20 protein-coding genes are annotated in these 18,999 nt (G+C 41.6%); 5 read left to right on the top strand and 15 right to left on the bottom strand.

Going from position 1 to position 18,999, the window contains the following annotated elements; genetic code table 11:
- Positions 1-185: 185 nt before the first annotated feature.
- The 3 genes from BOD01S_RS00185 to BOD01S_RS00195 are packed head-to-tail and all read right to left on the bottom strand — an operon-like array spanning position 186 to position 1,820.
- Positions 186-938 carry a GNAT family N-acetyltransferase gene (locus tag BOD01S_RS00185; protein WP_036159342.1) on the bottom strand — a complete coding sequence of 251 codons (753 nt, stop codon included), beginning with the start codon at positions 936-938 and terminating at the stop codon, positions 186-188.
- Between the two features lie 18 nt (positions 939-956).
- Positions 957-1,397, bottom strand: a complete 441-nt coding sequence (locus BOD01S_RS00190) for a hypothetical protein (protein ID WP_052125019.1) — start codon at positions 1,395-1,397, stop codon at positions 957-959.
- A gap of 12 nt (positions 1,398-1,409) precedes the next feature.
- Positions 1,410-1,820 carry a DUF4275 family protein gene (locus BOD01S_RS00195; protein ID WP_036159345.1) on the bottom strand — a complete coding sequence of 137 codons (411 nt, stop codon included), beginning with the start codon at positions 1,818-1,820 and terminating at the stop codon, positions 1,410-1,412.
- Between the two features lie 267 nt (positions 1,821-2,087).
- Here BOD01S_RS00195 and BOD01S_RS23775 point away from each other — a divergent pair, with 267 nt between their 5' ends.
- From BOD01S_RS23775 to BOD01S_RS00205, 3 genes are all read left to right on the top strand, one after another.
- Positions 2,088-2,210: a hypothetical protein gene (locus BOD01S_RS23775; protein WP_280520952.1), complete on the top strand. Its 123-nt coding sequence runs from the start codon at positions 2,088-2,090 to the stop codon at positions 2,208-2,210.
- Between the two features lie 85 nt (positions 2,211-2,295).
- Positions 2,296-2,736 carry a GNAT family N-acetyltransferase gene (locus tag BOD01S_RS00200; RefSeq protein WP_081978068.1) on the top strand — a complete coding sequence of 147 codons (441 nt, stop codon included), beginning with the start codon at positions 2,296-2,298 and terminating at the stop codon, positions 2,734-2,736.
- A 164-nt stretch (positions 2,737-2,900) separates the two neighbouring features.
- On the top strand, positions 2,901-3,578 hold the full coding sequence (locus tag BOD01S_RS00205) for a YdcF family protein (protein ID WP_081978069.1): 678 nt from the start codon (positions 2,901-2,903) through the stop codon (positions 3,576-3,578).
- Between the two features lie 283 nt (positions 3,579-3,861).
- Here the strand turns inward: BOD01S_RS00205 and aac(6') are convergent, their stop codons facing one another.
- The 8 genes from aac(6') to BOD01S_RS23900 all read right to left on the bottom strand — a co-directional run bounded on the left by aac(6') (position 3,862) and on the right by BOD01S_RS23900 (position 9,372).
- Entirely contained in the window at positions 3,862-4,296 is a 435-nt protein-coding gene (gene aac(6') / locus BOD01S_RS00210) for an aminoglycoside 6'-N-acetyltransferase (protein ID WP_036159347.1), read from the bottom strand.
- Between the two features lie 44 nt (positions 4,297-4,340).
- Positions 4,341-4,922, bottom strand: coding sequence for a hypothetical protein (locus BOD01S_RS00215; RefSeq protein WP_036159349.1), 582 nt, complete (start codon positions 4,920-4,922; stop codon positions 4,341-4,343).
- A gap of 127 nt (positions 4,923-5,049) precedes the next feature.
- Positions 5,050-5,589, bottom strand: coding sequence for a PadR family transcriptional regulator (locus BOD01S_RS00220; protein ID WP_036159351.1), 540 nt, complete (start codon positions 5,587-5,589; stop codon positions 5,050-5,052).
- 118 nt (positions 5,590-5,707) lie between these two features.
- Entirely contained in the window at positions 5,708-6,274 is a 567-nt protein-coding gene (locus tag BOD01S_RS00225) for a hypothetical protein (protein WP_036159353.1), read from the bottom strand.
- A gap of 347 nt (positions 6,275-6,621) precedes the next feature.
- Complete coding sequence (locus tag BOD01S_RS00230) at positions 6,622-7,020, bottom strand: cytidine deaminase (RefSeq protein WP_036159354.1); 399 nt, start codon at positions 7,018-7,020, stop codon at positions 6,622-6,624.
- 33 nt (positions 7,021-7,053) lie between these two features.
- Positions 7,054-7,227 carry a hypothetical protein gene (locus tag BOD01S_RS22780; RefSeq protein WP_156117075.1) on the bottom strand — a complete coding sequence of 58 codons (174 nt, stop codon included), beginning with the start codon at positions 7,225-7,227 and terminating at the stop codon, positions 7,054-7,056.
- Between the two features lie 47 nt (positions 7,228-7,274).
- On the bottom strand, positions 7,275-7,892 hold the full coding sequence (locus BOD01S_RS00235) for a nitroreductase family protein (RefSeq protein ID WP_407655982.1): 618 nt from the start codon (positions 7,890-7,892) through the stop codon (positions 7,275-7,277).
- Positions 7,893-7,986: 94 nt separating this feature from the next.
- Positions 7,987-9,372, bottom strand: a complete 1,386-nt coding sequence (locus BOD01S_RS23900) for a methyltransferase domain-containing protein (protein WP_174523052.1) — start codon at positions 9,370-9,372, stop codon at positions 7,987-7,989.
- Positions 9,373-9,740: 368 nt separating this feature from the next.
- On the opposite strand from BOD01S_RS23900, the gene BOD01S_RS00250 reads away from it, so the two are divergent.
- Entirely contained in the window at positions 9,741-11,009 is a 1,269-nt protein-coding gene (locus BOD01S_RS00250; RefSeq protein ID WP_036159358.1) for a methyltransferase domain-containing protein, read from the top strand.
- Between the two features lies 1 nt (position 11,010).
- Positions 11,011-13,590 carry a polynucleotide kinase-phosphatase gene (locus BOD01S_RS00255; RefSeq protein WP_081978070.1) on the top strand — a complete coding sequence of 860 codons (2,580 nt, stop codon included), beginning with the start codon at positions 11,011-11,013 and terminating at the stop codon, positions 13,588-13,590.
- Between the two features lie 97 nt (positions 13,591-13,687).
- Here BOD01S_RS00255 and BOD01S_RS00260 read toward each other — a convergent pair whose 3' ends face one another.
- The 4 genes from BOD01S_RS00260 to acnA form a co-directional block, all read right to left on the bottom strand.
- The gene (locus BOD01S_RS00260; protein WP_052125020.1) at positions 13,688-14,737 is read right to left on the bottom strand and encodes a serine hydrolase domain-containing protein; all 1,050 of its coding nucleotides are present in this window, start codon (positions 14,735-14,737) and stop codon (positions 13,688-13,690) included.
- Between the two features lie 12 nt (positions 14,738-14,749).
- Positions 14,750-15,475, bottom strand: coding sequence for a GNAT family N-acetyltransferase (locus BOD01S_RS00265; protein WP_036159362.1), 726 nt, complete (start codon positions 15,473-15,475; stop codon positions 14,750-14,752).
- A gap of 69 nt (positions 15,476-15,544) precedes the next feature.
- Positions 15,545-16,072, bottom strand: a complete 528-nt coding sequence (locus tag BOD01S_RS00270; RefSeq protein WP_244887219.1) for a cupin domain-containing protein — start codon at positions 16,070-16,072, stop codon at positions 15,545-15,547.
- Positions 16,073-16,238: 166 nt separating this feature from the next.
- On the bottom strand, positions 16,239-18,947 hold the full coding sequence (acnA, locus tag BOD01S_RS00275; protein ID WP_036159365.1) for an aconitate hydratase AcnA: 2,709 nt from the start codon (positions 18,945-18,947) through the stop codon (positions 16,239-16,241).
- Positions 18,948-18,999: the final 52 nt, after the last annotated feature.

Raw genomic sequence — 18,999 nt, forward strand, 5'->3', positions numbered from 1 at the left:
GCACCCCTTCGAATTAATTTACAAAAAAAGAAATACTACTCAGTTAAACATATATTTATAATACATCTTTGATTACTCATTGGGAAGATTATTTGGAAAGTTTTGTTACAAAAAACACTTGCTATTAAACTATATTTGAATACTCTTTTAGCATTGTTTAAAAAGAAAAAAGAGCAAAATGCCCTTTAAATGAGCTGCTCTTTTAAACGTTTTATGGAGGAATGGACCGTTAACCGGTGGTAGCTAATAAGTTTGTTTTTAAAAATTACTCCATATACCCCGTACGGAGTTGGAGCGTATTCTAGTAACTGCTCCCGGGATTTTAAATCAATAATTTCCGGCAAGATGCCAAGCTTATTTGCCGCTTCTATCATATTTTGTGTGGCGATATCCAAATAAGGACATTGCTGTGTACGTATAATGGTTATATCTTCATAGCAAAGCCGCTCCTCCCAGTTACGCGGGAAATGCGGAAGCACTCCCTTTTGAAACGTATGGACGAGAAGCTCGAATCCATATGGTGCCTTGTCAATTTCCACGAAGTGATTTTTTATAAAGATGTCCTTGCTCGGCGTCCACGATGTTTCGGCATTTGTCAGGACGACAACGCCGTCTTTATTCTGCTGTTTTGCATCCTCGATACAGTGCTGGATTAGTGCTGTAGCATATCCCTTCCCTGCAATTCCTACCCATAGGCAGTGAATGACAAGGTAATTTTCACCGTAAATAACGCGGGAAGAATGCTCAATCGGTACATATTCTATGAATCCGGCCTGTTTCCCGTTCTCCAGCAATTTTACATATTTCAGCCCTTTATCAAAAGTATTTTGCAGCCATTCATTCTTTCCAAGATAGCCCGGGGACTGTGGCTTGCTCCGAAGGCAGTAACAGCCTTCGGAAGATACATTTTCTTCTGTCAACTCGATTATTTGCTTCAACTTCTATTTCCCCCGCTCTTATTTTCTAACCTTATTACCAAAGAGAATGGTTCCGATAATCATAACTAAAAGCAATGCAATACCCATTGGCAAAAAGATGTTTCTCTTTCCTTCTTTATACTCGTATATCCCGTCACTGTAAGCTTTTTTATACGTATGATCCTTCTGTTGAACGGCAATAGCTTTCCCCCATTCTACGCCTTTAATTGCATAATATTTTGTACCTTTTGGATAAGCGTTTGAAAAATTGCCGCCCTTTGGTTTCAAATCGGAGTAGCTGGTTACTTGTCCGATTTCCTCTCCTACCTCTGTCACATATTCCTCGCTCATTATATAAATGGTATCATTCCAGACAACAAAACGATATGCCCAATCCGTTGCTTTGCTTTGCTGCGGAAACTGTGTTGCAGAGATTGTACTGATTAACAGGGCCAAGAAAACAAACCTGACCTTTGCCATGTTTCTCCCCCTTTACAGCGCAATAAAATATGGGCCGCATTGTTCCTCGTGCGTCATAACAAATGTCCATTTCTGCTTCTCATCCATTACATACAGATCGTTTCGGTCCATATTAAATGAGTCGTATGGTAAATCAGTCAACGCTAAATTCTTTGCATTCCCTACCGAGTATGCTTTATCTATAAATTGATAGAAAATGATACATCTGTCTTTGTCTTGCTGCATGAAAAGTGCGACGGCCTCTTCTCCCGTTGCACACGCTGTAACACCCCAACTGCATGCATGCCATAAAAATTGATCTAAAAAGATTTGTTCCTTTTCTTTTTTCGATAAATGCCCAGCAAATACTTCTTCCCAGGCTTTACGAAAAACTGCCCCTGATTCAGGGCTTTCTGTTACTTGTAGTTCCTGGCTGAAAGGCATATACTTTATTCTCCTTGCTGCTAATAACGCTATATTTTGTTTTTTTCACATCTCAAAAACCATTATACATTATCAGGAAAATTTGGTACTGGTATTTTCAAATCGAACTGCCCGTTTTCTGATCAATTATTTTTGATAAATGAAGTATTTCTCCGGGGAATTTAAGCCTATTTTTAGCACCCGCTTTTCGTGCTACAATAAATCAGCAGCATCCAGCTGACTCCTTTTTTCGAAAGGGGGTGTACTGTTGTGCCTTTTCCATCACGCATGCAGAAGGCTAAAGCTGAAATGAAAAAGAAGCGTGAAGAAAGATTAGCCGTCTTTCGCTACGCTACGGATTTATTCCGTTTTGTTGATACGCTGTATCGTCTTTTTCGGATTATGCTGTAAAAAACCTTGCGTTTCACCGTCTGGTCCAGCCAACCAGGCGGTGTTTTTAACATGGAGATTGTAGCCCTAAAAAGGAGGACCGTTAATGGACTATCAAATTGAAATCGATTTACATCCAAATAAGGAATTTGCTGATTTTTTAAGTAAGATGATTAGGGAGTTCAATAATGAGCATTCGATTTATCATCTGGAAGCTAGAAAGAAAGGCGGAGTTCAGCCGATTAATCTCATTGTTTCCGATAGCAATAACGTCTGGGTTGGCGGCATAAACGCCGATGTGTATTGGGGATGGGTAGAAATCCATAATTTTTGGTTTCAGAACAGCTACCGCAACAAGGGAGTAGGAAGCCGTCTCCTCAAGCAATTGGAATTGATAGCAAAAGAGAAAGGCGCAACAAAAGCACTGCTGACGACTTTTGAATTTCAGGCACGCTCCTATTATGAAAAACATGGCTATCAAGTCGTTGGAGAAATAAAAGATTATCCTCCCGGGAGCAGTTACTATACGATGGTAAAGCAATTCTAGCAGGTTAGTTATTTCCCAAATAATCGCTCAAATAAAAGCGGAAGTTCTCTCAAAAGTTTATGTCTAACAAAATTCAAAGTATAACGCCTGATCTATCCTCAAAGTAATTCAATTTAGTTCGTTTTTGTTATTATATAATTGTCTTTTATCAGCAGAGGCTATTTATGAAAAAATTAGGTTTGCATCATATCGTTAAGTCAAATATCTATAACAAACAATTTTATATCGCAAAGGACGGATTTGAATTGACCAAAAAGTTTGGGCTAAGATTAGCCTTTGCCATAATCGTTGTTTTTCTTATTTTCATAAGCTATTCAGCTATTAGTATTTGGTCTTTTGGTAACAAAAATCAATTAGTTAAAACTGATGCGGCTGTAGTACTTGGTGCTGCTGCCTGGGGTGATAAACCCTCTCCTGTTTTGCGTGAGAGGATAAATCATTCTATCTGGCTTTATGAGAACGATTATGTAGAAAAAATTATCTTTACTGGTGGCAAGGGCAAGGATGATGACTATGCAGAATCCGAGGTAGCAAGAGATTATGCTATTAAAAACAATGTTCATTCAGAAGATATTCTTATTGAGACTAAATCAAAAATTACAGAAGAAAATCTAAAATACGCTTATGAAATTGCGAATGAGCAAAACTTGAATACTTTTACTATTGTAAGTGACCCATTGCATATGAAAAGAACAATCTTATTAGCAAAAAATATTGGAATGGAGGCATATTCGTCACCTACTCAAAGTTCAGTTTATAAGACATTGAATAGTAAAGTGCCATTCTTCTTCCGAGAGTTGTTCTTTTATATTGGTTATATCTTCAGTTTGCCATTTAGATAATTGTTGCCTGAAAAGGACTACTAGGTGCTTTTTCTTTCGGCATAATATCAACACTCTTATTTAACAGAGCCTTTTAATAAAAAGTATGGAGCATGTTTAATCATAACAACAGGTCATGCCTTGAAAAGAAAAAACGACCGGGAGCCACCCGGTCGCTGTGTACTGCTGTTCGATCCATCACGCATGAATCTTGCTACCTTCATTGTATGGTTGGTTTCCAATCATGTCAATGAATTGCTATTATTTTATGCAGTTATTATACAAAAAACCGCATTTTTTCATTTTATAATGGCTTTGTAAAGCAGATAATCCGATTCGCCTCTTGAAATCCAAGCTTTATATGCATTTGCAGACTCTCGTCATTATCCAGCTCACAGTCGCTGGCAAACTCCCTGCAGCCTTTTTCTTTTGCCCACTTCTCGCATTCTCCTGTCAGTTTTTTCGCTACCCCCAGCCTACGGTATTCTTCCTTTACATACAGCCCTTCCAAATATCCAACAGGGCTGGTGCTGGTGCCTTCCACATAATCATGCCGCAGCTGGCATTGGGCAAAGCCGATTACTTCATTTTTTTCATACGCTAACATGATGACTGCTTCCGGTTGGACAATCAGCTCTGACATTTCCTCGATGAATGTCTCTAAATCATTATCCGGCCAAAGCGTCAGTGCCAGCTCAGCGGCATCTTTTGCCTGTTGTGCTGTTGCTTTTTGTATCATATGATTTCCCCCCTTCTTTCAAGTGTTTAGTCATCAAGCTGGTTCTAATCTTCCCAATAAAAAACGGCGTCCCATACTAAATACTCCCGTGGCTTTCTAAAAATGGTTGGGATACTTGCCTTAAATGGTAAAGGTTTTTCCATCTCTTCTTTAAATAGTACCGTAAATTGGTATTTCATCACTACTCTCACTAATTGCTCATACAGTTCTTTAAACCTTGCCGGTATAACAAGTTCCTCGGGGAGCTGGAGCATAGATTTTGCGCCGCTTAGCCAGCGTCCGCCCTCCACTGCGTATGTATCATTGTTAATACCTGTTCCAATAATAACAACCGGCGCTAACGTGCTAATATTTAACCAAAGTCCTTCTCTTTCTACATCACGCGTGTATCGGTTTTCTGATATGCGGACATCCTGCTCTTTATAAAAGAACCAAGCTGCATATGAGGCATACCCGCTGCCAAAGTGCTCAGGCTCTGGTTTACATAGTATACGATACTTAGCAAATTCCGCCTGCATGCGTTTTATATGGGCTCTTACCTGTTTTTCATCTCCGGTATTATAAGGATAACTTTCGCCGATCATTCCCCCGTCTACTAGTTGTTTTAACTGTCCCTCTGTAAACAACTCTACCGCTCCCCTTTTTCATTAATAAGCCTTAAAAGACCTAAAGCCTTCTGTTTTACATGGCAGAAGGCTTTTGTTCATATGTTTTTAATCAGTGCCTACTTCACCCTAATAAGCCCTATTGCTTTTAAATATGCCCCTGGCGGATTTCTTCGATCAGTTCTTCAAGCCACTCAATCGTATGCTCACCTTTTGTCTTCATATATTTACCGATCAGATCTACAAGCGGCTCATTTTCTTTATCGATAGGAGCCTGCCTGCGAATTTCTTCTACCCGTTCTCTTCGGGCAATACGGCTTTCCAATTTCTGCTTCAGGATTTCTACAACCTTCTCCCTGTCTACATATTTTAAGTTTGCCAGGCCAAGCACCATATCCGTAATATTTTTGGCACCATCTAATAGCCTATAGATTCTTTTCGGGAGCTCTTCTCGTCCTTTTTCAGTTATCGCAAATACTTGACGTTCCGAGCTGTTTTCCTCTATCATAACTCCCGCCGGTTCAATCAATCCCTGCTTTACAAGTGATTCAAAATGGTAGGAAAGCTTGCTTTCCGTCAATCCTGCAAACGTATTCAGTGGAACAGGATTTGACAGCTGTTTTTCAAGTTCATAAGGGTAACTATTTCCCTTCATTAATTTGCTCAATATAAAAATTTGAATAGACATTCCCTTTACTCCTTCATGAAGACATACCTTCATTTTAGCAAAAGGATTTTAGTATTTCAGCAATATTCCTCTCTCATTTACATGTTATCCGCGAATGGCACGACAGAAGGATAGGTAGCTAGTCAACAAGTGTATTCCATGTAATGATATCAACTCCCTCTATATCCACTTGCCCAAGGCTGAGTAGATGCGGGATGAAATGGAACATACCAAACGGCTTCCCAGTATCCTTTTCCAATGAAAAGTATTCCACTGTGTCCGAAGGCATCTGCGTCATTTCCTGATATTCCTCTATGCTGACGAGCCTTATTTCCTCTTCCCGCAAATCTGCAGCCGGACCGCTGTAATGTTCCTTTGCATAAAGGTATAGAGCATTCTGATTATGCCGTAAACGTTCTATCGGAATTTTATAAAATGGTAGATTTGTTTTTGCATTTATACCTAAACTTTTTAATGCGTTATAGACGTGATACGGATGAAGCGGTAAAAAATGAAGCACATCATTCCATAAGCAATTCAGCTTCGGGACTTGTTTTGTCAAAAGCTTCGACCTTTCGGGATGATCAAAGTATTTTTTTGTATATTGTTCGTATAAACGAGGATGAACTTCCTTAAAAGCATTCAGCGGGATTAACTTCTCTCCGATCATTTCTGCTGGCACCATATGATAAACAAACTGCTGCATAACTGACACCCCTTATCTTCTTTTTAAAGATTACGTCTATCTATTGTTCAGGCAGACTGACTCTTTTTTATTGGAGAAAGCTGCGGATGGTAGCCGGCTGTCTCGTTTTCTTTGTAAAAATAATAATAGAGGGCTAGTTAAGTAAATAATAGACTGATATTTCCGTTTTTTGTATGTTATACTATTACTAAAGAAAAATATGTAATCGCCTGTTTCAAATAGAATCGAAACAAGCTTTTGTTAGTGAAATCTTCTATACACGATTAAGCTTACCGAACGAAAAATAGAAAAAGGCGGGTTTTGAGAAATTATTCTTCAAAACCCGCCTCTTTTAACATTAGATAAGCTTACATATCTAAATTTGTGAAAGCATGTGGTAATAAATCTTTTAATGTCAGTTCTAATATTTCTTTTTTCTCATTTGTTAAGTAGACTAGCATGTCAGGTGAACAAAATTCTACCAGTACTTGTCTGCAAATACTGCATGGAGGGAGAAAATCTGCTGTATCGCCTGCAACCGCAATTGCTGTGAAATCACCTTTTTTGTAACCGTTTGCTACAGCGGTGAAGATTGCTGTTCTTTCAGCACAGTTTGTAGCGCCAAATGAAACGTTTTCAACATTTACGCCATTAATAACCGTACCATCGTTTAGCAGCAATGCTGCTCCAACCGGAAATTTCGAGTACGGAACATAGGCATTTCCCTTACTATTCCGTGCGCTTTCCATCAATTGCTCTTTATTCATATGATCCATCCCTTTCAACGAAGAATGAACTTTTCAAGTTCCCTTAGCGCCAACCTGTCGATTGGCAGGATTTCCATCATATAATTTTTCGGAATATTTGTCAATAACCGGTTTCCCCTTTTGTTGTCTAGAAGAAATAGGCTGCTCGTCCCTAACATGCCCTTTGCTTTTCAGATGTCCTACAGCGCGGAGATAACTATCCGCCATAAAAAAACCCCATGCTTTCCTAATACAGAGGAAAACATGAGGCCGGGTTATTCTGCCTCCCGATAGCGCCCTTCCATAATCATTTCCTCCAATGGGCGACGGTCAGACGGCAGTTCGCGCTGCTGGAAATCTTCCGCTAGTGCTTCTTTTTCCCCAAGATAACCGATTGCAATAATAATCCGCGGCTCGAATGTACCCGGAATACCCAGCACCTCAGACGCCTTTTCCTTGTCAAATCCTCCTATTGCATGGGTAATCAAGCCTTCACGTGCTGCCTGCAGCGCCAGGAAGCCCCAAGCCGTTCCACTATCAAATGGGCTTACTGGAAATTCCGTATCGGAAATGAGCATAGCAAGCACGGGTGCCTTCTCACACCATAGCCGATTCCTCTCATTAATAAATGTGTGAAATCTATCACGGTCTTCGGATGTACGTGCAATTATAAAACGCCAAGGTTGACGGTTATTAGCCGACGGTGCCCAACGTGCTGCCTCAAAAATACGCATCAGCACATCCTCCGGCACCTCCTTATCCATATAAGAACGCGGGGACCAGCGCTGAAGATAAATAGGATCAATATCGTGCTCTGTGCGGCGTGTGTGGAACTCCTTCATGTTATAACCACCTTTCTTTGTATCCTCTGTATTGGTATCTCCGTTAATCATACCTAGATTTCAGGCTCTCTATTCTTTTGCAGCCTTCATTTCACTACTTTCCCTATTATAAAAAGCGTTAAAACATAGTCATTTATAGAACCATTTATAATTCCATTTTCTTTTGGCAAACATAGATCATTTCATAATGTTCCGAAGTCAGCGGTGTTTCCATCCAATCCCCATAAACTTCAATGATTTCAAAGCCATGCTTCTCAAGAAGGCGTTCCATTTCTTTCGGGAATACATATCTCAATTTAATATGTGTCCGCTGTTCATCTATTACATTTTCTTCTCTATCTTTATATTTACGGATTGTTGTATAGTGCTGAATTTGCTGTAGTGCATCATAGTGACTGATCGTATATAGGTCTACTTTTGTATCCCTGTCCTGGTAGCTTCTCCAGAATTCTTCAATAGGCGGCTGCAGCAGCTCCTCAGCGCTCGGAAATCTAGTACCGAATATGAAAACGCCGCCCTTTTCCAAATGTCGGCTTACTGAAGAAAGCAGTCCATCCTGATCTTCATTTGTTAAGAAATGCTGAAACGAATTCCCTACACTGAACATCAATTGTGCCCTCACATCTAATTGCAAGCTCCGGCCATCCTGTTCGAACCATTGGATAGATAAAGTTCCGGCTTTTTCTTTTGCTCTTTGAAGCATATGTGGATGGATATCCACCCCTATACAGTCAAATCCATGTCTTGCTAAAGGGATGGTCATACGTCCCGTTCCACAAGCAAGATCAATTATCTTTCCAGGATTTTTTGCAGCCCATTTGAGCAATAATGCCATTTCCGGCTGATACTCTTCATTCTCCTTATCATAGAGAAGCGGCTGCTCATATTCTTCAGCATTCTCCAGCCTTTTCCTACATACAAATAGTCCCCCACAATGAGACATCGGATAAAAGTTGATATAACAGAATTCTTCTACTAACGGTTTAAGCTCATCATGTACAAAGTAGTATTCATCATCGTCCCAATAGCGAATGCTTTCTTCCCTGCACCCCTCTAACTCAGCTGCTGTTGAAAAAGCAACATCTCCAATATAAAGCTTCCCGCCAGGCGTTAAAAGGTTTAGCAGCTTCTGAATCAACAGCACTTTTTCCCCATCGCGGAAATGATGGAGTGTATACGTACTGATGATTGTATCAAATCGCTGCTGCTCTATTTCCGGAGGGAGACCGTCTTGTAAATCCCACTCATATAATGCTGCCTGCGGAAGCTTCTGCTTTGCAGTCTCCAGCATAGCCTTTGAAAAATCCAGCCCTGTTATATGATGTCCATGGGCAGCCAACTGCACTGCCAGCACCCCGGTTCCGATCCCGATATCCAGCACATTCTTTTTACCGCCCTGCATCACTTCATTGAAAATAGATCCTAAAATGGCCTTATATCCTGCAAACGGATATTGTCCACTTTCTTCACTTACCTTCACTGATTTGTCATAATCATTTGCCCATAGATTAAACCCTTGTTTTGATAACAATTTATTTGCTCCTTTTCATTAGAAGCAAAACCGCATTCATGCTATTTTGCTTCACCTTTTTTAAAATGAAGTACCGCCATGATTTTTTTCATATGTATCACACCTTTCGATTGAGTATCCAAATTATAGCATAAAAAATATTTGAATAGTGACAACCTTCGGATTCCTCCGATTCTTTAACGTCTCGGCCTACCCGTCCATCTGCAAAAACAGCAGACTATCTCTTCTTTCGGTAACTGAATTTCCTATCTTTTGTAATAGACAAACACCTTCCTAAAAATCTCATAAGATGAGTTGGAGTTTCTATACAGTATTTACTTTCCTTTTATGAAACACTTCATTATTCTTATATCTAGGGAGGGAAATATATGCAGCTATCCATTTATACAAAAACACCGGACGCGCGAGCAGTATCTTATTTACTGGCGAAAAACCCTAACAATGTGTATGAGCGCTATTCGAAAAATCATGCGGTGCGCTTTGTCTATCATACGATGACCGATGATGAACTATATGCCACAATATTTGTTACGCCTGATGCCCTTTCGCTTGTTAACGATGAACAAGCTTACGATATCACTCATTACATTAATGACAGAGAGTTTGCGGTCAGTACAATCTTTTTATCGCTTATCCGCTCTGCGTTAGGTACCGCTCTAAACGGAAAACCAAAGGAAGAATACGAAAAATATGTATCACAACACTTCCCATTCACCTTCGAGGTGGGACCTGTTGCTACTTCGATGTCTGATGAAGACATTCGCCTACTATGGGAACCTCTTGGCTATGAGGTTGCGATTCAGGGAATTTCCGAACATAAGCGTGCACGCTTTTTGACGCTGACAAACTCCATTACTCTACAGCGGGCCCTGCAGCAGCTTTTCATTTTAATTCCGGTAATGGATGATTATAAGCATTACTTTATTGATGAAAAAGAACAGGAACGGCTGCAGCGCTATGGTGAAGGCTGGCTGGAGGGGCATCCGCTTCGCGATATGATTTACAAAAAAGCGCTGCGCTTCCGCCATTTACTAGACGAAGCACCGAAAGAAAAGCGTGTATCACTAAATACACAGCGCTATGAAGCTATCGTGAAACAGGTAGAAAAGCTTCCGCACCGCTTCGTAGTTGATATGGGGGCAGGAGAAGGAAAGCTGACAGAGCAATTAGCCCAGCTCAAGACAATTGATGCGTTATACGCGATTGATCCGAGTAATACGGCCCTTCTGAAGATGAAAAAGCGTTTTAGCGAAACGGACTTCGCTGTAGCACCTACCATTCAGTGGGGCTCTCTATATTATGAGGATGCTGATTTACGGGATGCCGATGTGTTCATTTTATGCGAGGTTATTGAACATATTAATGAAGACCGGCTTATGCCCATCATGACATTGATCACAGACAATTACACGCCGAAGAATATAATTATTACGACGCCAAATGCAGAATACAACACGGTGTATGAGCTGGAAGAAATGCGGCATGATGACCATCGTTTTGAATGGACGCGGGAGCAGTTCCAGGCATGGTGTAAAGCCGCTGCTCCGGGGTACGATCTTCACTTTGAAGGAATTGGTGAGAAACATGCAGTTTTCGGAACCCCAACACAGATGTGCGTGATGACAAGGAGGGATTAATGTGCAGCTTAAACTGCCGCAAGGAGCAATCGTTTTATGTATCGGGCCTTCCAACAGCGGAAAATCTACACTGCTCGAAAAGCTGATTGCCGAACAGCTGCTGCTACGATCTGAAGTAGTCAGCTCTGATACATACCGTGAGCTTGTATCAGATATTCAATATATCGATTTTTCAACCGTATCGCCCGAAGATCAGGATGTGCTTTATGAAGACTATCAGCAGCTTTCTATGGAAGCATTTCACGTATTGCATGAGGTGGTTGCGTCCCGTGCAAAACTGAATAAAGTGACATTTGTCGATGCAACACATTTACGGCAGGCTGAACGGGCCAAATATATGGAAATGGCGAAAAAGCACCACGTACCGCTTATCGCCCTCGTATTTGATATACCAAAGGAGGACATTTTCAAGCGGGATGAACAGCGTTTAGAGCCACGTGGGAAAAAACGGCTGGAGCAGCAAATACGGACGTTCCAGAATGAGCTTCGCCACATAAAAAAAGAGCCTTTTGCTAAACTTTATATATGGCGGGGCGAGGACCTCACGATTGCAAGACAAGCATCCCCTCACCTGCTGGATATCGGATCCGGCATTGATGTAATTGGTGATATTCATGGCTGTTTCGATGAAATGATGGCGCTGATCCAAAAACTTGGCTACGAAAAAAAAGGCGAACTGTATACCCACCCCCAGGGCCGCCGTTTACTATCAGCTGGAGATATTATGAGCCGCGGACCAAAATCGCTTGAGACAATGCTGTTTTGGCTGCGCCAGATCGAAGCGGGTGAAAGCTTTATGATCGATAGTAATCACGGCTGGAAAATAGCTCGCTGGCTTCAGGGACAAAAAGTCACGCTGCAGCACGGGGATGAACTTGTAGCACAGGAATTCGAACAATATGAAAAGGAATATGGCATGGAAGAGGCCGAAGCATTGAAAAAGCGTTTCGCGGACATGTTGCTTGCTGCCCCTTCTCACTATATCCTCGCAAGAAACAATATACGGAAGGCCGTTGTCGCACATGCCGGCATTTTGGACCGCTATATTGGCAAGGAGTCCAAGCGCATACGGGATTTTTGCCGCTACGGCGACGTGCAAGGGACTGACGAACGTGGTAAACCGATACGCGGTGATTGGTTTATGGATCATAAAACAAGCGAGCTGATTATTTGGGGACATGAGCCAAAGCTAAAACCGTTTAAGGCGAACCGTACCATTAATATTGACCAAGGTGTTGTATTCGGCGGACAGCTGACAGCCTTCCGTTATCCGGAAGAAAGCTTCGTTGCTGTAGATGCACAGCACAATTATGCTGGGGATGCTAGCAATCCATTACTAGAAGCGAAAAACAAACGTTTTGCCCCGCCGCAAGTAAAGCATTTCATCAACGGCTTCACAGTGCATACGGCAGCCGGTGAGGAATTTGCTATTCCGAAAGAAAAGGCACTTGCTGCGATGGACGCATTCTCCCACCATACATTGCCGCTGGAGCAGGTATTATATATACCCCCGACAATGAGTCCAACACCGCAAACATCTGCGTTAGCCGATTATTTAGAGCACCCTGCCGAGGCGTTTGCCTATTATAAAAAGCACGGCGTTACGCAAATGATCGCAGAGAAAAAGCATATGGGCAGCCGAGCGGTCATCTTTATTGCAAAAGATGAACAGGTGACAAAGCAGCTGCTGAATACTGAAGCGCTTGGCATCATTACAACCCGGACAGGACGCGCCTTCTTTGAGGAAGAGCTGCAGCGGGAAGTTTTACAAGCCATCCACCAGGAGCTCCTGGCGAAAAACTATTTTGATCGGTTCCAAACAGATTATGTGCTTATGGATGCCGAGATTCTGCCATGGAACCTAAAAGCACACGGCCTGATTGATAGGCAATATGCCAACGTTGCAGAGCAGGCATTAATGGATAGAAAGTTCCTGTTAAATAAGCTGCAGACAACAACGAATATCGATGTGTCAAATTGGGCGGAGGAATATGCCCATAAGCTGAAAAACGCTGCACGTTTTGATGCCGTGTATCAAAATTACTGCTGGCCGACAAACGAGCTTCAAGGTATCCAAATTGCACCGTTTCATATTTTAGCTCATAGCCAAACAACGCATTTTGACAAACCGCATACATGGCATATGGAAATGAATGCGCTGTTAGCTGAAGATAGTTCCCTGTTTCTCGCAACCGAATATCGTTTGATTGAGACAGAGCAGCAGGAACAAGAAGCGATTACTTGGTGGGAGGACATGACAGAGCTTGGACATGAAGGGATTGTTATAAAGCCTTTGCACTTTATCGAAAAAAGAAAAGGAAAACTCTTGCAGCCAGCGATCAAAGTACGAGGCCGTGAGTATTTACGCATCATTTATGGGATGGATTATACCGACGAAGCGCAGCTGAAGGCGCTCAAAAAACGCAATCCTTCCCGCAAAATGCGCAATGCCCTGCAGGAATTCAGCCTCGGTGTAGAAGGTATTGAACGTTTTGTACAGCAGGAAAGCAGTGCACGTGTCCATGAATGTACACTTGCTGCTCTGGCGCTTGAAAGTGAACCGATTGATCCACGGCTATAAAAGCGCAAGAAAAAGCCCAGCTCCATTCAAATGAAATGGCTGCTGGGCTTCTGTTGTTCCAGGCAGATAAAAGGCAGGAAAAGGTTAAATCTCTGTTTTAGTATACGTTTTCAGTATATACACCAGCCGCTTCTCCTCTTATACTTCTCATGACAACATTGCCAAACCCTCTTACATCCTCCAAGTAATCATACCCCGGAGGCGAACCGAAGCTGTTAAACGCCCGGACAGCGACCACCTCATATTGCGGGATAACGAGAATCGTCACGCCTGTATAGCCTAATAGCTGAAAAGCACCTGCCGGAATGTCCGGACTTATTTCCATACGCTTAGCCAGTATGCCTTGTTCCTTTTGCACAAACCAAAGATAGCCGTTTTGCGGATAATCAGCCGTGAGTGCCGGAGGAGTTTGCAAAGCTGTTGCCAAACGAATGATTTCTTCCTTTACCACTTGCCGGCCGTTCCATTTTCCTTTATCCAAATGGAGCTGTCCCCAGGCTGCCAGATCTCTGATTGAGACGTACATGTTCATTTCCGAACCGTCTGTATTTTCACTTGTCTGCCAGGCTGGATCGCTAGGAGAATGGATGACTTGTACAAAATTATCATGGTTGATACCATACCAGCCGGTCTCTTGTAATTGTAAAGGTTGGAATACGTATTCCTTTAAAATTGCGGCAATTTCCTTTCCGGTAGCTCGTTTGATAATATCCGTAAGCAGTGCTACTCCTATTCCCCGATACGCCCAATTCGTTCCCGGTTCAAACTCCCGGACAATTTCATTATGTATACTTCGCAGTCCGTGTGTATGTGTAAGTAAATGACGTATCGTCACATTTTCGTAGATTGCTTCCGTGCACTCGGGTAAGTATGCTGAAATCGGCTCATCAATCGAGGAAATCATTCCATGCTGCACAGCAAAGGCAGCGGCAAAGCCTATATATGATTTGCGGACAGAGGCAATATGAAATTGTGTATCTGCCTGAACAAGTCTGGCATTTGCTTCCTTCGACTGGGTACCCCAATACTGCTCTAACACCGTATTCCCCTTATGCATAACCATTACACCGGCACCTGTACAGTCAAGCTGGTTAGCCGATTCTCTTACATTCCGTAAAACAATATCAAATCCTTTTTGTTGATGCATTCGTACACCACCTTATGTATTCTTATTAGCATACTTTAATGAGGTGACTGTATTTCTTTCTGCACAGCCATTGGACACCATTATATTTCTCATCGGTACATTATTTATCTCTGTTGAACCTAAGTAAGTTTTCGCCTTCCATTCTTTTTGCAATCGGTGCAGCCCTATAAGATGCAGATTTTTACCAAGCCCTTTTCCGATAAAATCCGGATGCATGCCAATCCAAAACATACGCCCTTCCCTATCCGTATCAGGCTCTAGATGAGGCAATACTACACCGGCCGGTTTATCCTCTACATAATAAACAGTAAACATGTAATCCGCCTGCGACGGCAGCTCCTCTTTCATACTTTGTAAAAAGGCCATCGCCTCCTGTTCGCTTCTCCCCATTGTTTCAGATAAAAAGGAGATTGACTTTTTTTCAGAAACCGGCCATATGTCAAAAGAAGCGGCAGGATTATCTATGGTCTCTTTCAAAGATCTAGTATAGTTAACTCTCTGCCCTTCCACTATCATCCTAGTCTGCACCGTGTCCATTTTCTGCAGCAGATGTGCGGGACACTGGAAGATTACTGTTTTCTGCGTGCCTTCATTTATCGTATTTAGAAGACTATCAATAAGCCGGTCTATTTCTTCAGCATGCTGCACCTTAGTCTCCATAATTTCTAACATAACAGCAGTATTACTCTTTATACTATGTACACCTATTTGATGTAATTGCCTAAGTAAAGCATCCATTTATTTTCACCCCTTTGAAGCATAATCCGTTTAACAGTATTAAATAGAACATTTCATTCTTCTTTTCTCTTAAGAAAATTGAATGAATAAATGTAGATTCGAAACCTCTTGAGAGTTTGGCATTATCCATAATTCTTTTGTATATTTGTCATAAGCAAACATATCCCCATGATTCCCTGCCGCTTCGGTGGAAAATCTCATTCGCTTTGAAGCTATCGTTTTAAAATTTCTATCGATCGCTGCTTTACGAATTTTTAGGTTATGATTCTCCCCATTCTCTTCTTTTTTATAGACACTCGGATTATATTCCGGTGTAGCAAAAATAAGAAGATGCAAAGGCTTATCCGATTGGTTGTGGTAGCCATGAATATAATTGTTCCACCCGAAGACAATATCGTTTTCAACTGCTTCTATTTGACGGTCAAAGGAAATATCATATGTCAGCTCGCCACTAAGGACAATTGCGTGGTCTTCGCCATAAGGATGAAAATGCGCCGGGATCCCTTCCTCTTCCTTGTCCAGTTGAAAGTACAGTATACGATGATGTAAATTTTCGCTCTCCCAAACTTTTAAATATTTTTCTTTTGAATTTACCATCTTTCTGATATTTAGTTTTTCCATCCCATCACCCCTTTTCATCTTAGCAGAAGGAAATAATTGTTAGAATGCACCTTTCGACTGATATAGCAGTTTATTGATTCCATTTTTCTAAGCGTAAAAAAGGCAAGATCCATATTGGATCTTGCCTTTATTAGTTTACGAATTAAGCTTCTTGAGCTTTGTTACGTAATACCATTTGTAGGATACCACCGTGACGGTAGTAGTCTACTTCTACTTCTGAATCGAAACGAGCAAGAGCTTTGAACTCTTTAACAGTTCCATCTTCAGCTTTAGCAGTTACAGTTAGGATGTCACGTGGTTTTACATCGTCAGTAATGTTTACTGAGATTTCTTCACGGCCAGTTAAGCCTAAAGTATCAGCAGATTCGCCTTGCATGAATTGAAGTGGTAATACACCCATCATTACAAGGTTAGAACGGTGGATACGCTCGTAAGATTGTGCGATTACAGTTTTCACGCCTAATAGGAATGTACCTTTCGCAGCCCAGTCACGAGATGAACCCATACCATAGTCGTTACCAGCTAATACTACTAAGCCAGTACCTTGTTCTTGGTATTTCATACATGCATCATAGATGTACATTACTTCGTTTGTTGGCCAGTAAGTAGTGAATCCACCCTCTGTACCTGGTGCAACTTGGTTGCGGATACGGATGTTCGCGAATGTACCGCGCATCATTACTTCGTGGTTACCACGACGAGAACCGTAAGAGTTGAAGTCACGGATTGCTACGCCGTTTTCTTGTAGATATTTACCTGCTGGAGTATCTTTACCGATTGAACCAGCTGGAGAAATATGGTCAGTTGTGATTGAGTCACCGAACTTCGCCATTACGCGTAAGCCATCTAAACCTTTGATTGCTTCTGGCTCTTTAGAAAGACCAGTGAAGAATGGTGGGTTTTGGATGTAAGTTGACTTGTCATCGAATGTGTATAGAGATTCAGTTGAAGTCTCGATTGCATTCCATTTTTCGTTAGCAGTAAATACTGTTTCGTATTCTTTTTGGAATAGTTCACGAGTTACTACTTTGTTTAATACTTCGTTTACTTCTTCAGTTGATGGCCAGATATCAGCAAAGAATACTTCTTTACCTTCTGGAGTTACTGCGATAGCGTCTTTTTGTAAGTCGATATCTACAGTACCAGCTAAAGCGTAAGCAACAACTAGTGGTGGTGAAGCTAAGAAGTTAGCTTTTACTAGTGGGTGTACACGACCTTCGAAGTTACGGTTACCAGAAAGTACTGAAGTTACGAATAAGTCGTTAGATTTGATTGCATCTTCGATTTCAGGAAGTAATGGACCTGAGTTACCGATACATGTTGTACAGCCGTAACCAACTGTGTTGAAGCCGATTGCATCGAAGTATTCTTGTAAACCAGAATCTTCTAGGTAACCAGTTACAACTTTAGAACCTGGTGCTAAAGAAGTTTTTACCCATTTAGCAGGTTTGATGCCTAACTCAACAGCTTTTTTAGCAACTAAACCAGCAGCTAAAAGAACGTATGGGTTAGATGTGTTTGTACAAGAAGTGATCGCAGCGATCGCTACTGCACCTGCAGGGATTTCTACATCACCTTCTGCAAATTTAGCAGTAGATGTTTTTGTGAATTCCTCTTCAGTTAAACCGAAACCTTGAGTACCTTGTGGAGCTACTACTGATTCACGGTAAACTTTTTTCATTTCAGTTAATGGAATTAAATCTTGTGGACGTTTTGGACCAGAAAGGTTCGCTTCGATTTCAGCAAGGTCTAATTCAATAACATCAGTGTAAACTGGTTCTAATGATGGGTCGAACCACATGTTGTTTGCTTTTAAGTAGTTTTCTACTACAGCAATGTGCTCTTCGTCGCGACCAGTTAAACGCATGTAGTTTAATGACTCGTCGTCGATTGCGAAGAAACCACAAGTAGCACCATATTCTGGAGCCATGTTAGAGATAGTTGCACGGTCAGCAAGTGGTAATTTAGATACACCAGGACCGAAGAACTCTACGAATTTACCTACTACGCCGCGTTGACGTAATACTTGAGTTACTTTAAGTGCTAAGTCAGTAGCTGTTGTTCCGTTTGGAAGTTCGCCTACTAATTTTACACCGATAACTTCTGGAATTGGGAAGTATGAAGGTTGGCCAAGCATACCTGCTTCTGCCTCGATACCACCTACACCCCATCCAAGAACGCCGATACCGTTGATCATTGTTGTATGAGAGTCAGTACCTACTACTGAATCTGGGAACGTTTCGAAAGTGCCGTCAGCAGTTTCTTTAACGTGTACGATTGGAGCTAAATACTCTAAGTTAACTTGGTGAACGATACCAGTTGCTGGTGGTACAGCACGGAAGTTATCATAAGCAGTTTGAGCCCATTTTAAGAAGTTATAACGCTCAGCGTTACGTTCGAACTCAAGGTCCATGTTCGCTTGAAGCGCAGCTTCGTTACCGTATTTGTCAACTTGTACTGAGTGGTCAATTACAAGGTCAACAGGGATTGCCGGGTTGATTTTCGCTGGGTCTCCACCCATTTCTTTCATAGCTGAACGTAAAGATGCTAAGTCTACTACTACTGGTACCCCAGTGAAGTCTTGTAATACTACACGTGAAGGTTTGAATGGTACTTCAGCTTCTGTGTTAGCATCTTTGCCCCATTTAGCTAATTCGTTAACGTGGTCTTCTTTGATTACGTAGCCATCATATTGACGTAATACAGATTCTAATAATACTTTGATTGAATAAGGAAGGCGTGATACGTTTGCAATACCAGCTTCTTCGATTGCAGCAAGACGGTAGTAGTTATATGTTTTACCGTTTACTTCGAAAGACGCGCGGCTATTGTGTAAATTCTCTTGTGCCATTTAATGTGTCCCCCTAGATTTCTTTATTGAAAAGGCTGTGTAAAGCTTCTTT

The sequence above is a fragment of the Lysinibacillus odysseyi 34hs-1 = NBRC 100172 genome (assembly GCF_001591965.1).
Classification (GTDB): domain Bacteria; phylum Bacillota; class Bacilli; order Bacillales_A; family Planococcaceae; genus Lysinibacillus_B; species Lysinibacillus_B odysseyi.